We start from the raw sequence: 13,279 nt of genomic DNA, 5'->3' as shown, positions 1-13,279 counted from the left end.
GGTGTTCCATAAGGAACACCTGCCCTTTCGCTGTTTCGGCTCCGACCCCGAGGCCGCGTGCATTTACTCCGGGCAGTCGGCTCCGACTGCTGCTTCAGCAGTTCCTCAACGCGATGACCATAAGGTCAACCGGTGTGCTGCTCAGTCCAGGTAGTCGCGCAGAACCTGAGAACGGCTGGGGTGGCGCAACTTTGACATCGTCTTCGATTCGATCTGGCGGATGCGCTCGCGCGTCACGCCGTACACCTGACCGATCTCGTCGAGCGTGCGCGGCTGACCATCGGTGAGCCCGAACCGCAGCCGTACCACGCCGGCTTCACGCTCGGACAACGTTTCCAGTACCGACTGCAGCTGATCCTGCAGCAGCGTGAACGACACCGCGTCAACGGCCACCACGGCCTCGGAATCCTCGATGAAGTCGCCCAGCTGCGAATCGCCCTCGTCGCCGATGGTCTGGTCCAGCGAGATCGGCTCACGCGCGTACTGCTGGATCTCCAGCACCTTCTCCGGCGTGATGTCCATCTCCTTGGCCAGCTCTTCGGGCGTGGGTTCGCGGCCCAGGTCCTGGAGCAGCTCACGCTGAATGCGGCCGAGCTTGTTGATCACCTCGACCATGTGTACGGGGATGCGAATGGTGCGGGCCTGGTCGGCCATCGCGCGGGTGATCGCCTGGCGAATCCACCAGGTGGCATAGGTGGAGAACTTGTAGCCCTTGGTGTAGTCGAACTTCTCGACGGCGCGGATCAGGCCCAGGTTGCCTTCCTGGATGAGGTCGAGGAACGCCATGCCGCGACCGGTGTAGCGCTTGGCCAGCGACACCACCAGACGCAAGTTCGCTTCCAGCAGATGGTTTTTCGCGCGGTCGCCATCACGACAGATCCACATCATGTCGCGGCGTTGCGCGGCGGGAAGCTTCTCGCCCTTCTCGGCGAGCTCGGCCATCAACTGGGTCGCGTACAACCCGGCCTCGATGCGCTTGGCGAGCTCGACCTCTTCTTCGGCGTTGAGCAGCGCCACCTTGCCGATCTGCTTGAGGTAGGCGCGCACCGAGTCGGCCGACGCGGTCAGTTCGGCGTCCTTGCGGGCCTGCCGAAGCGCCTCGGATTCCTCTTCGTCCCAGACGAAGTCGCCGGATGCCTTGTCCTTCTCCGACGGCTCGGCGATCTCGTCGTCCTCCGTGGCGGCGTCGGCTTCCGCGGCGGGCGCGTCGCCCTCGGCGGCTTCCGCACTGTCCTCGGTGGCTTCGTCGTCGACCTCGAGATCCTCCAGGTCGATGTCGGCTTCCTCTACCGCGAGGTCCTCGCCGGGCTCGGCTTCGATGTCGTCGTTCTCGAGGTCATCGGCCTCGGCGTCGACTTTTGTGGTGTCGGGCACAGCCGCGGTGGCCTTCTTGGCGCGACCGCGGGGTGCGGCGGCCTTGGCGGCCTTCGACGCCTTCGCTGGTGCCTTGCCTGCGGTGCTTACCTTGGCGGCGGCCTTGGTGGTGCGGGTCTTGGCGGCCTTCTTCGCTGGTGCCGTCCCGTTGGCCGACTTCGCCGCGGTCTTCTTGGCGGGGGCGGTTTTGGTAGCGGTGCGCTTCACCGGCTCATCGGTTGCCGGGCTTGCCTTTGTCGCTGCCACGTACACCCTTTCCTTGTGCTACTCATCGCGGGCAGGGCGTGCCCCATCGATGAGCGTCGGCTGTCGAATATTGGCGGTTGATAATCGTCGCTATCCAGGCTGCGGCCGCCGTCGACCATTGTAACGACAGTGTGGGATAACGCCGCCTTCAGCGGCAAATCCCGGGTCCCGGGCGTGGCTACTTGGCGGTAGCGGTGACGTCCACCTCAGCGGCCATCGCGGCGCCCACGATGCCCGCGGTGTTCTGCAGAGCCGCAGCCACCACCGGCGTGCGGTTCTTGAGCAGCGGAATCCACTTCTCGGCCTTGCGGCTGATGCCGCCGCCGGCGATGAACAGGTCCGGCCAGATCGCGTTCTCCACCGCTACCAGCACCTTCGTGACTTCGACGGTCCAGCGCTCGTAGCTCCAGCCTTTGCGTTCCTTCACCGACGACGCGGCGCGGTGCTCGGCTTCCTTGCCGCCGACCTCGAGGTGGCCGAACTCGGTGTTGGGTAGGAGCACGCCGTTGTGGATCACCGCCGACCCGATGCCGGTGCCGAAGGTCAACAGCACGATGACCCCGGTGTTGTCCCGGCCCGCGCCGAACTTCTCCTCGGCCAGTCCGGCCGCGTCGGCGTCGTTGAGAACCGTGACCGGCTGTCCGTCGAGCGCGTTGCGGTAGAACTCCGCGGCGTTGCTGCCGATCCAGCCCTTGTCGACGTTGGCCGCGGTGCGCACGATCCCGTCGGTGACCACACCGGGGTAGGTGACGCCCACCTTCTCGGTCCAGCCGAACTCACGGACCACGGCCGCGACCGTCTTGCTGACCGCCTCCGGCGTCGCGGGCTGCGGGGTCGCCAGCTTGTACCGCTCGCCGATCAGTTGTCCGGTGTTCAGGTCGACGATGCCGCCCTTGACGCCGCTGCCGCCGACGTCGATCCCGAATCCGCGCCGCTGGCTGCCGTTGACGCTGTGGGCGACGGCGGGTGAATTGGTCGCGGTCATGAGCGCTCCTCTACTCCGGGCAGGCGTGCCGCAGCCACGTCATGCGCCCCAACCTTAGTGGGTCGAAAGTGGCTGCGCGGCCCTGTCGGACAGACAGTCGGCGACAACGGTGACCGAACATGCTGCGATGGATGTATGCCCGACAACGACGCCGATCCCGTTCTGCTGCGCTCGGTCGCCGAGCAACTGGCCACCGAAGCGGCCGCGTTCGTGCGGCAGCGCCGTGCCGAGGTGTTCGGCGGTCCCGGCTCGTCGACGGACAATTCGGGGCTGCGGACCAAGAGCTCGCCCACCGACCCCGTCACGGTCGTGGACACCGAGACCGAGCGGCTGATCCGCGACAGGCTGGCAGAGCTGCGGCCCGGTGAGCATGTGCTCGGTGAAGAGGAGGGCGGGACGCCCGCGCACGGGGACGACCTCACCTGGGTACTCGATCCGATCGACGGCACGGTCAACTTCGTCTACGGGTTGGAGGCCTACGCGGTGTCGGTGGCCGTGCAGCGCGGCGGGAGATCGGTGGCGGGTGCGGTCGCGAACGTGCCCGCCGGCGCGGTGTACTCGGCTGCGCTCGGTCACGGCGCCCATCTGCGCAACGCCGAAGGCATCGCACCACTGCACACCAGCGCCGCCGACGATCTGTCAATGTCCTTGCTGGGCACGGGATTCTCCTACGACCGCGAACAGCGGGCGCAGCAGGCCGCGGTGTTGACGCGGGTCCTGCCCGAGGTGCGCGACCTACGTCGCATCGGATCGTGCGCGCTGGACCTGTGCATGGTGGCCGCCGGTCAACTCGACGCCTACTACGAGGACGGCGTTCACCTGTGGGATTGGGCGGCCGGAGCGCTGATCGCCGCGGAGGCCGGAGCCACGCTGCAGTTGCCGCGGGGCAGCGGGGCGACCGGCGGGCCGGGATTCATCACGGCCGCCGCACCGGGCGTCGCGGCCGCCCTGAACGACGTGCTGCGCCGCGCGGGCGCGCCGTAGACACCCGAAATCCGTGCCGAACGACGTGATCGAGGCTCAGCAGGTTCCCGAGTGGATCTTCGACAGCAGCGACGAGTCGGCCGCCTGGGTGGCATCAGGACGCAGGCTGGCCAGCACCGCCTCGATGTCGTCGCTGCTGCTCAACTCCGTGAAATCGGTGCCGAGGGCCAGATCGACGCTGTCGTCGCCGCGCTCGTCCTGGAAGAGTTCGGTGCAGGGCGCCACCAGCCACACCGCGGCGGCCGCGGCCCGTCCGGCTTCGCCGAACCGGATCTGGCCCTGGCATTCCAGCCGCGCGGTCGAGTAGATCGGATCGTTCGCCGCGGTCGGCTCGGCGAACCCGAGATCCTTCAACGCGCTGGCCACCTCGGCGGCCTGACCACCCTGACCGCTGGCGTTGAGCACCCTGATCTTCGTGTCGGCGAGGCGGGCGGGGCTCACGTCGACCATGTCGGCACTCGATACCTGTTCGCCCAGCGTCGGGGCGGGCGCATTGGGGTCGCTGGTCGCAGGCGGCGGATTGCAGATAGCGGCCTCTGGCACGTCGGCGGGGCGGTTCAGGGCGATGACCCACACCATCAACGTCACCACCGAAAGGGCGACGAACAACAGGATGCCCGGCAGGAAGTTCCGCCGCCGGAAGGGGCGACCGTGTTCGTCGAACGCGGTTCCCTCTGTGATTTGCGCGACCACGACTGCACTCTAAAGCCCCTGTTCCTGCCATCCCCGCATGGGATGAGGTCGCATGTGACATAAATCACAGTGCAACGGGTACCCATACGGGCACGAATCGTTTGGCGGATGCGTTCGACGCTGGTACAAAGCTCTGCTGCACAAGGTTTATTCGGAGGGGACCACGATGGCTACCGATTACGACGCCCCACGGCGCACCGAGACCGATGATGTCTCGGAAGATTCGCTCGAAGAGTTGAAGGCGCGGCGTAACGAGGCCCAGTCCGCGGTCGTCGACGTCGACGAGTCGGAGTCCGCTGAGTCCTTCGAATTGCCCGGCGCCGACCTGTCCGGTGAAGAACTGTCGGTGCGGGTGGTCCCCAAGCAGGCCGACGAGTTCACCTGCTCGAGTTGCTTCCTCGTCCACCACCGCAGCCGTCTGGCCAGTGAAAAGAACGGCATGATGATCTGTTCGGACTGCGCTGCCTAGCAGTTCAACTGCTCAAGCTTGATTCGCAGTTCAACTGCCCAAGTTTGATTCGCAGTTCAACTGCGGAGCGCCGCCAGCACCCTCTCCGGCTGACGGCAACTGACCAGCCAATACGGCGTCGGATCGTCCGGATCGTCGAGCACCACGAGAACCATCGGGCCCACCCATGCCCGATGAACGACGTAGGCGGCCGGATCCAGTTGACGCCCCAGGGCCGCGGATTTGGCGGTGCGCGGCACCTCGGCTGACCTGGTGATCACATTGGCGGGCAGGTGCGCCGGACCCGCCCACAGCTCGGTTCCGCCCGGGCCACCGACGACCCGCACCTCCGTGCGGCCCAGCCATAACAGGACAACGACGGCGACGGGCAGCAGCAGTGCGTACGGCAACCATCCAGGTATGGCGGGAATGCCCATATCGATCTCGAGCGCGATGAGCGCCGCGAGGCCCAGGCCCGGCGGCCACCACCACCACGGCACCCAGAGCCGCTCGCGGTAGCGAACGGTTTGCGTCGTGGCGCGCGTGTCGGACACGCGGCCAAGAGTAATCTCTGACGTCGTGCCCACTTCTCTGGCGGTCGTGCGCCTCGATCCTGATCTGCCGATGCCCAGCCGCGCCCATGACGGCGATGCGGGCGTCGACCTTTTCAGCGCGCTCGACGTCGAACTGGCGCCCGGTGAACGTGCGCTCGTTCCGACGGGTATCGCGGTGGCGATCCCGCACGGGATGGTCGGACTGGTGCATCCCCGCTCGGGTTTGGCTGCCCGCGTGGGGCTTTCGATCGTCAACAGCCCCGGCACCATCGACGCCGGATACCGCGGCGAGATCAAGGTTTCGCTGATCAACCTCGATCCGCAGGTACCGATCGTCGTAAACCGCGGGGACCGCATCGCTCAGTTGCTGGTCCAGCGGGTCGAACTGCCCGAGCTGGTCGAGGTCACGTCTTTCGACGAGGCTGGGCTCGGTGAAAGCACCCGTGGCGAAGGTGGCCACGGTTCCTCCGGCGGACATGCGAGTTTGTGAGATGGCATTCGGTAAACGCAAAGACAACCAGATCGGTGACGTCGAAGACGTCGCCGGGCAAGAGACCGGCGACGCCGCCGACGACGAATTGGAAGGCCCGTTCGACATCGAGGACTTCGACGACGCCGAGACGGCTGCCGCTGGCCGGCTGGATCTGGGCTCGGTCCTGATCCCCTTGCCCGCAGGCGGCCAGGTGCAGGTCGAGCTCACCCCGCAGGGAGTGCCGAGCGCGGTATGGGTCGTCACTCCGCACGGCCGGTTCACCGTCGCCGCGTACGCCGCTCCCAAGAGCAGCGGGCTGTGGCGCGAGATCGCCGGGGAACTCGCCGACTCGCTGCGCAAGGACGGCGCCCAAGTGTCGATCAAGGACGGGCCGTGGGGTCGCGAGGTCGTCGGCGTGGCCGCCGCTCAGCAGGCCCAGGCGGGGCAGCAGGGGCAACCGGGCGTGGTGCGCTTCATCGGCGTCGACGGGTACCGGTGGATGATCCGCTGCGTCGTCAACGGTCCGCAGGAACACATCGACGCACTGGCTGCTGAAGCACGAGAAGCGTTGGCCGACACCGTGGTTCGCCGCGGAGAAACCCCGCTACCGGTACGCACGCCGCTGGCGGTCGAGCTGCCGGAGCCGATGGCGAATCAACTGCGTGAGGCCGCCGCCGCCCAGCAGGCCGCCGCCCAGCAGGCGCAACAAGCTCAGCAGGCCGGCCAGCAGGAACCCGCCGCGCGCCGCAGCGCCCAGGGATCGGCGATGCAGCAGTTGCGGACGATCACCGGCGGCTGACACGAGAATCCGCCTTAACGGGTGGATTCCACGCACCAGGTGCGTGCGATCCACCCCTTAAGGGCCCCGGACCGGCCGCCGGACCGCCCGGACCGGCCGCCGGACCGCCCGGACCGCCCGGACCGGCCCCGGACCGGCCGCCGGACCGGCCGTCGGTCCGGCCGCCCCGCCGATCGGACGCGGCGACACGTCGACCGTCAAGCCTCCAGCAGCGCGGCCACGCATGCGGCCCCCAACGCCGCCGGGTCGGCGCCCAGCTCGTCGAGCGTGAGCGTGCGCAACGCCGCCCGCGGTGCCGCGGCCGCCCACTCGACGGCCACCTCGATCGGATGCACGGGATCGTCGCTGGCGGCAACCACGCCCAGCGGCACAGCCAACTGCTCCAACTCGGCGCATGTGGGCGCGACGTAGTTCGCCGCCTCCTCCATCGCCTCCGGCAGGGACGGCCACTGTCCGAGCCACGACCGGGTCAGCTCATCGCCCAGCCATTGTGGGCTCGTCGCCCGCATCGCCGCGCTGGTGACCGCGAGCCCGTCGCGGCGCAGCAGTTCGGCGGAGTGGCGCGCCGCGGCCGCCGCGGGCGCGTGCTGCGGGGAGCCGGTCCACGCCGGAAGTGCGGCGAGCACCGCCACCGTCCGGTCCGGACGGGCCAGCGCCCACGCCGTGGCGATGGCGGCGCCGATCGACACGCCCCCCACGGCGATGCGCCCGCTGCGCGCCGCGTCGTCGAGTGCCTCGCGGTAGCCGGCGACGAGCCGGTGCGGCTGGGGCGCCGGCGTGACGAGCGTCGCACCCTGGGCGTGCAGCGCCGCCGAAAATGCCCGGTAGACGAAGTCGTCGTCGGAGCCGGTGCCCGGTAGCAGGACCGTCGTGACGCCGCGGAGAGTGACCGTCATGACTCGATCGTGCCCTGGGTCAAATGCGCCCGGCGTGGCGAGGTGACCCCGCGTGGCATCTCGTAACTCACAGGGTTAACGTGGCGATTACTTGGGTAGGTCCAAGGTGCATCTGCGGATAGGTCAGGAGAGGCCATGGCAACGGCCGAAGGGTATCTGCGCCGGCTCACGCGACGGTTGACAGAGGACCCCGAGCAACTCGACGTCGAAGAGCTCAGCGACGAAGCCGCCTCGACCGGCGCCCAGAAGGCGATCGACTGCGAACGCGGCCAGGAAGTGACGATGATCGGCACCCTGCGCAGCGTCGAATGCAACGGCAAGGCATGCGCCGGTGGCGTGAAGGCCGAGCTGTTCGACGGCACCGATTCGGTGATGCTGGTCTGGCTTGGCCAACGCCGCATCCCCGGCATCGAGTCGGGCCGCACCCTCAAGGTGCACGGCCGCGTCGGCAAGCTCGACAACGGAGCCAAGGCCATTTACAACCCGCACTACGAGATCCAGAAGTGAGCGACCCCGGAACCGAACCGGGGCAGCCGAGAACCCAGCAGCCGACGAAGGCCAACGCCGTCCTCGACCAGATGGGCGGGGTCAGCGGCCTGATCTACTCGACGTTGCCGGTCGTGGCGTTCGTTCCGATCTCGCAGACGCTCGGGCTCATCCCCGCCATCGTCGCCGCCCTCGGTGTGGCCGGCATCATCCTCGCGTGGCGGCTCGCTCGACGTGAGTCGGCCCAGCCCGCGATCTCCGGCTTCTTCGGTGTCGGGATCTGCGCATTGATCGCTTACGTGATGGGGGAGTCGAAAGGCTACTTCCTGCTTGGCATTTGGACGTCGTTGTTCTGGGCCGCGGTGTTCACCGTGTCGGTGGTGATCCGCCGCCCCGTCGTCGGTTACGTCTGGGGCTGGGTCAACGGACACGGCCGCGACTGGCGTCGGGTACGCAGAGCGGTGACGGCGTTCGACGTCGCGACGCTGTTCTGGGTGGCGGTGTTCGCCTCGCGTTTCATCGTCCAGCGGCATCTTTACGACGCCGACCAGACGGGGTGGTTGGGTGTCGCGCGAATCGCCATGGGCTGGCCGTTGACCGCGGTCGCGGCGGTCGTGACCTATCTGGCGATCCGGACGGCGCAGAAAGCCATCAACGCGCGCGAGTCCTCCGACGACGTCAGCGCCCCGACCGGGGGCTGACTTCAGCGCTGTTGCGGGTGCAGCAGCAGGTCCTGCAACTGGTCTTCGGCCTCGGCGACCGCCACGAACAGCAGCTCGTCGCCACCCTCGAGCGGCTCGTCCGACTCGGGCACGATCACGCGTGGGCCACGCAGGATCGCCACCAGCGTGCAGTCGCGGGGCAGGTCGAGGCGCTTGACCGGCTTGCCGCCCCAGGGGGTGTCGTCGGGCAGCGTGATCTCGACGAGGTTGGCCTGCCCCTTGCGGAACTCCATCAGCCGCACCAGGTCACCGACGGCGACCGCCTCCTCCACGAGCGAGGCCAGCATGCGCGGGGTGGACACCGCCACGTCGACGCCCCAGCTCTCGTCGAACAACCACTCGTTGCGCGGGTCGTTGACACGGGCGACCACCCGCTGCACGGCGAACTCGGTCTTGGCCAGGAGGCTGACCACGACGTTGACCTTGTCGTCGCCGGTGGCCGCGATCACCACATCGAACTGCTCGAGCTGGACGGATTCGAGCAAGGTCAGCTCGCACGCGTCGCCCAGCCGCCACTGCGCCGAAGGGATGGCGTCGACGTCGATGTGGTCGGGATTGCGTTCCAGCAGCGTCACCTCGTGGGTGTCGACGAGTTCACGGGCAATGGACCGGCCGACGGCGCCGGCCCCGGCGATGGCGACCTTCATCCCTCGAGGTCCTCGCTGGGAGGCAGGGCCGCGATGGCCAGGGCCTCGGCGATGTGACCGGCGATCGCGGCTACGAACACCTGGTCGCTGGCCTGGATGACGGTCTTCGCATCGGGTAGCAACCCGGCCCCGAACCGAATGAGGAACGCCACCCGGCCGCCGGTCGCCGTCTCGAGGTCGGTGATGCGGCGGCCCACCCACGCCTCGTGCAGCGCCAGTTCGGTGACGCCGACATTGCCGGTGGGGTCACGCCACTTGGTGGTCTCGGTCTCGCGGGTCAGGACGTTGAGCAGACGGTCGGTCGTCCACGGCACGGTGGCCACCGTCGGGATGCCCAACCGTTCGTAGACCGCGGCGCGCTTGGCGTCGTAGATCCGGGCGACGACGCGCTCGACACCGAAGGTCTCGCGGGCCACCCGCGCCGAGATGATGTTGGAGTTGTCACCCGAGGACACCGCGGCGAACGCTCCGGCCTCCTCGATGCCCGCCCGCAACAGCACGTCGCGGTCGAAGCCCATGCCGAGCACCCGCTCCCCGGAGAACTCCGGGGAGAGTCGGTGAAACGCCGTGCCGTCGCGGTCGATGACCGCGACGTCGTGGCCGATCCGGGACAGGCTGTCGGAGAGCGACGCGCCGACCCGGCCGCAGCCCATCACCACTACACGCACTCCACGGTCCTTCCTGTCGAACCCGTGCAGTCGAACGCTACAGCTTTCCGACGGGCAATTGCTGCTGGGCTTACTCTTGGCACTCGTGTCCAAGCTATCCAGGTTCGCGCGGCGGGTGGTCCTCGGCAGGCCGTTTCGCAGCGACAGGATTTCGCACACTCTGCTGCCGAAGCGGATAGCCCTTCCCGTCTTCGCCTCCGATGCCCTGTCGTCGGTGGCCTACGCGCCCGAAGAGATCTTTCTGGTGCTGTCGGTGGCCGGCCTGGCCGCGTACTCGATGACGCCATGGATCGGGCTGGCGGTGGCCGGGGTCATGGTGATCGTCATCGCCAGTTACCGGCAGAACGTGCATGCCTACCCGTCTGGTGGCGGCGATTACGAGGTGGTCACCACCAACCTCGGGCCGACGGCCGGCCTGACCGTGGCGAGCGCGCTGCTGGTCGACTACGTGCTCACAGTCGCGGTGTCGATGTCCTCGGCGATGTCGAACATCGGTTCGGCCATACCTTTCGTCAACCACCACAAGGTGCTGTTCGCGGTGATCGCAATTCTGTTGGTGGCGGCGATCAACCTGCGCGGCGTCCGGGAGTCCGGAACCGCTTTCGCGATCCCGACGTACGCGTTCATGGTCGGGATGTTCATCATGCTCGGCTGGGGCTTCTTCCAGATTTATGCGCTCGGCGAACCGTTGCAAGCCGAATCGGCGGATTTCGAAATGCACTCCGAACACGGGGAAATCCTCGGTTTCGCGCTGGTTTTCCTTGTTGCGCGGGCGTTCTCGTCGGGAAGCGCGGCGCTGACCGGTGTGGAGGCGGTCAGCAACGGGGTGCCGGCGTTCCGCAAACCGAAGTCGCGCAACGCCGCAACCACCCTGGCCTTACTCGGCCTGTTCGCGGTCACCCTGTTCATGGGCATCATCATGCTGGCCAAGGAAACCGGCGTGAAGATCGCTGAGCGACCGCACGAACAACTCGTCGGCGCCCCGGCGGACTACCACCAGAAGACGCTGATCGCGCAGTTGGCCGAAGCGGTCTTCCACGACTTCAGCATCGGGCTCTTCCTCATCGCCGGTGTCACGGCGCTGATCCTGTTGCTGGCCGCCAACACCGCGTTCAACGGATTTCCCGTACTCGGGGACATCCTGGCGCAGGACCGTTACCTACCGCGCCAATTGCACACTCGCGGAGACAGGCTCGCGTTCTCCAACGGCATCCTGTTTCTGGCGTTCGCCGCGATCGCGTTCGTCGTGGCTTTCCGCGCCGAGGTCACCGCGCTGATCCAGCTCTACATCGTCGGGGTCTTCGTGGCATTCACGCTCAGCCAGATCGGCATGGTGCGGCACTGGACGCGGCTGCTACGCACCGAAACCGAGCCGATGTTTCGGCGCAAGATGATGCGTTCTCGCGTGATCAACGCGATCGGCTGCGCCTGCACCGCCACGGTGCTGGTGATTGTCGTGGTGACCAAATTCGTTGCTGGAGCCTGGATTGCGATCCTGGCGATGGCGCTCATCTTCGGGATGATGAAGATGATCCACCGGCATTACGACACGGTGGCGCGGGAACTCGAGGAACAGGCCGCCGCGGCCGGCGACATGGTGCTGCCCAGCCGCAATCATGCGATCGTGCTGGTGTCCAAACTGCATCTGCCCACGATGCGCGCGCTGGCCTATGCCAGGGCCATCCGCCCGGACACGCTGGAAGCCATCACGGTCAGCGTCGACGAAGGCGAGACGCGTGCGCTGATGGACAAGTGGGAGGACAGCGACATCAGCGTTCCGCTGAAGGTCATCGCCTCGCCGTACCGCGAGGTCACCCGGCCGGTCCTCGACTACGTCAAGCGGATCAGCAGGGAGTCGCCGCGCACCGTCGTCACCGTGTTCATCCCCGAGTACGTGGTAGGTCATTGGTGGGAACAGTTGTTGCACAACCAGAGTGCGTTGCGGCTCAAGGGTCGCCTGCTGTTCGAGCCGAACGTGATGGTGACATCGGTGCCGTGGCAACTGAGTTCCTCGGAGCGGCTCAAGACGCTTCAACCGCAATCGGCGCCCGGCGACGCGCGCAGGGGATTCCTGGAGTGACCGGTGTCGGGGCTGTTCCGGCGGAACTGACGGTCACCGCAGGGCCGCCCGCCAACGGCGGCAGCTGTGTGGCGCGCGATGACGGCCGGGTCGTGTTCGTCCGCTATGCGCTGCCCGGCGAGCGGGTCAGGGTCCGGGTGGTCGCGGATCGCGGGAAGTATCTGCACGCCGACACCGTCGAGGTCGTCGAACCGTCCGCGGACCGCGTGGAATCGATCTGCCCGATCGCGGGTGCGGATGGCGCCGGCTGCTGTGACATGGCATTCGCCGAGCCGGCGGCGGTCCGCAGGCTCAAGGGCGCCGTCGTCGCCAACCAGTTGACGCGGTTGGGCGGTTACCACTGGCGCGATGAAGCCGACGCCGTCGCCGACCCGGTCGGTGACGGGGGTGCGACCGGATGGCGGACGCGGGTGCGGTTGGACACCACCGCCGCAGGCGAACCCGGCTTTCACCGGTTCCACAGCGCCGAGCTGATCACCGATTTGAACTGCGCGCAGCTGCCCGACGGCATGGTCGACGGGCTGGCCGACAGGGCCTGGCCGCCGGGCGCGCATTTGCAGGTCGCCGTCGACGACGAGGGCACGCGTCACGTCGTGCAGTCCGGCCCCAAGTCGGGGCCCAAAGGCAAGGCCGCCACGCAGGTGATCGAGGGCGATTACGAAGCCGTTCAACGGGTCGCAGGGCGGACGTGGCGGGTGCCCGTGACCGCCTTCTGGCAGTCGCACCGAGACGCGGCGCGGCTCTACAGCCAGCTGGTGGCCGGCTGGGCGCAGCTGAGCCCCGGGATGACCGCGTGGGATCTGTACGGCGGGGCAGGGGTGTTCGCGGCCGTGCTCGCCGAAGCGGTCGGGGAGACCGGGAAGGTTGTCACGGTGGACACCTCGCGCGGGGCATCGCGAGCCGCGCGGGCCGCCCTGGGCGACATGAGGTGGGTGTCGGTGGTCACCGACTCGGTGCGCCGCGCGCTCGCTGCCCAGCGCAAGCGCGCCGATGTCGCGGTGCTCGATCCGCCTCGGACCGGAGCCGGTCGCGAGGTGATCGACCTCCTGGCGGCCGCCGGAATACCGCGGATCATCCACATCGGTTGCGAGGCAGCGTCATTCGCGCGCGATGTCGGTCTCTACCGCGGACACGGATACTCGGTCGAGGAGTTACGGGTCTTCGACTCGTTCCCGCTCACGCACCACGTCGAGTGCGTCGCGGTCCTGAGTCGCTAAACGGGGTA

The 13,279-nt window shown here is 67.8% G+C and carries 15 protein-coding genes; 8 read left to right on the top strand and 7 right to left on the bottom strand.

Annotated features, from left to right (window positions below):
* Positions 1–141: 141 nt before the first annotated feature.
* Both RMCN_RS14680 and ppgK read right to left on the bottom strand, forming a co-directional pair.
* Positions 142–1,620 (bottom strand): RNA polymerase sigma factor, encoded by a 1,479-nt coding sequence (locus RMCN_RS14680; RefSeq protein WP_084377450.1) that lies wholly within the window; start codon positions 1,618–1,620, stop codon positions 142–144.
* Positions 1,621–1,798: 178 nt separating this feature from the next.
* Positions 1,799–2,605, bottom strand: a complete 807-nt coding sequence (gene ppgK / locus RMCN_RS14675) for a polyphosphate--glucose phosphotransferase (RefSeq protein WP_067390374.1) — start codon at positions 2,603–2,605, stop codon at positions 1,799–1,801.
* Positions 2,606–2,740: 135 nt separating this feature from the next.
* Between ppgK and RMCN_RS14670 the strand changes: the two genes are divergently transcribed.
* Positions 2,741–3,589 carry an inositol monophosphatase family protein gene (locus RMCN_RS14670; RefSeq protein ID WP_067390371.1) on the top strand — a complete coding sequence of 283 codons (849 nt, stop codon included), beginning with the start codon at positions 2,741–2,743 and terminating at the stop codon, positions 3,587–3,589.
* Positions 3,590–3,625: 36 nt separating this feature from the next.
* On the opposite strand, the gene cei is transcribed toward RMCN_RS14670, so the two are convergent.
* A complete protein-coding gene (gene cei, locus RMCN_RS14665) occupies positions 3,626–4,282 on the bottom strand; it encodes an envelope integrity protein Cei (protein ID WP_067390368.1) in 657 nt (218 codons plus the stop codon).
* Positions 4,283–4,448: 166 nt separating this feature from the next.
* Between cei and RMCN_RS14660 the strand changes: the two genes are divergently transcribed.
* A complete protein-coding gene (locus RMCN_RS14660) occupies positions 4,449–4,751 on the top strand; it encodes a DUF4193 domain-containing protein (protein ID WP_064350907.1) in 303 nt (100 codons plus the stop codon).
* A gap of 56 nt (positions 4,752–4,807) precedes the next feature.
* Here the strand turns inward: RMCN_RS14660 and RMCN_RS14655 are convergent, their stop codons facing one another.
* The gene (locus RMCN_RS14655; protein ID WP_067390364.1) at positions 4,808–5,284 is read right to left on the bottom strand and encodes a DUF3093 domain-containing protein; all 477 of its coding nucleotides are present in this window, start codon (positions 5,282–5,284) and stop codon (positions 4,808–4,810) included.
* Between the two features lie 25 nt (positions 5,285–5,309).
* Here RMCN_RS14655 and dut point away from each other — a divergent pair, with 25 nt between their 5' ends.
* Both dut and RMCN_RS14645 read left to right on the top strand, forming a co-directional pair.
* Positions 5,310–5,774, top strand: a complete 465-nt coding sequence (gene dut, locus RMCN_RS14650; protein ID WP_064415859.1) for a dUTP diphosphatase — start codon at positions 5,310–5,312, stop codon at positions 5,772–5,774.
* A gap of 1 nt (position 5,775) precedes the next feature.
* A complete protein-coding gene (locus RMCN_RS14645) occupies positions 5,776–6,555 on the top strand; it encodes a DUF3710 domain-containing protein (protein ID WP_067390360.1) in 780 nt (259 codons plus the stop codon).
* Positions 6,556–6,752: 197 nt separating this feature from the next.
* Here RMCN_RS14645 and RMCN_RS14640 read toward each other — a convergent pair whose 3' ends face one another.
* Entirely contained in the window at positions 6,753–7,451 is a 699-nt protein-coding gene (locus RMCN_RS14640; RefSeq protein ID WP_067390357.1) for a hypothetical protein, read from the bottom strand.
* Between the two features lie 135 nt (positions 7,452–7,586).
* Between RMCN_RS14640 and RMCN_RS14635 the strand changes: the two genes are divergently transcribed.
* Positions 7,587–7,958, top strand: coding sequence for an OB-fold nucleic acid binding domain-containing protein (locus RMCN_RS14635; protein ID WP_064350902.1), 372 nt, complete (start codon positions 7,587–7,589; stop codon positions 7,956–7,958).
* Positions 7,955–8,638 (top strand): DUF3159 domain-containing protein, encoded by a 684-nt coding sequence (locus RMCN_RS14630; RefSeq protein WP_064415856.1) that lies wholly within the window; start codon positions 7,955–7,957, stop codon positions 8,636–8,638. The genes RMCN_RS14635 and RMCN_RS14630 overlap by 4 nt, the downstream gene beginning before the upstream one ends.
* Positions 8,639–8,640: 2 nt before the next feature.
* Here RMCN_RS14630 and RMCN_RS14625 read toward each other — a convergent pair whose 3' ends face one another.
* Both RMCN_RS14625 and RMCN_RS14620 read right to left on the bottom strand, forming a co-directional pair.
* A complete protein-coding gene (locus tag RMCN_RS14625) occupies positions 8,641–9,306 on the bottom strand; it encodes a potassium channel family protein (protein ID WP_064415855.1) in 666 nt (221 codons plus the stop codon).
* Complete coding sequence (locus RMCN_RS14620; protein ID WP_082680634.1) at positions 9,303–9,974, bottom strand: potassium channel family protein; 672 nt, start codon at positions 9,972–9,974, stop codon at positions 9,303–9,305. Before RMCN_RS14620 ends, RMCN_RS14625 begins: the two co-directional genes overlap by 4 nt.
* Before the next feature lie 76 nt (positions 9,975–10,050).
* On the opposite strand from RMCN_RS14620, the gene RMCN_RS14615 reads away from it, so the two are divergent.
* The gene (locus tag RMCN_RS14615) at positions 10,051–12,054 is read left to right on the top strand and encodes an APC family permease (protein ID WP_201028839.1); all 2,004 of its coding nucleotides are present in this window, start codon (positions 10,051–10,053) and stop codon (positions 12,052–12,054) included.
* Complete coding sequence (locus RMCN_RS14610; RefSeq protein ID WP_067390354.1) at positions 12,051–13,271, top strand: class I SAM-dependent RNA methyltransferase; 1,221 nt, start codon at positions 12,051–12,053, stop codon at positions 13,269–13,271. The genes RMCN_RS14615 and RMCN_RS14610 overlap by 4 nt, the downstream gene beginning before the upstream one ends.
* Positions 13,272–13,279 lie beyond the last annotated feature (8 nt).

Origin of the sequence: Mycolicibacterium novocastrense (assembly GCF_001570485.1) — a bacterium.
Lineage (GTDB): Bacteria > Actinomycetota > Actinomycetes > Mycobacteriales > Mycobacteriaceae > Mycobacterium > Mycobacterium novocastrense.
Note: the sequence above shows the minus strand (reverse complement) of the source record. Positions and strands in the feature narration are given on the sequence as shown.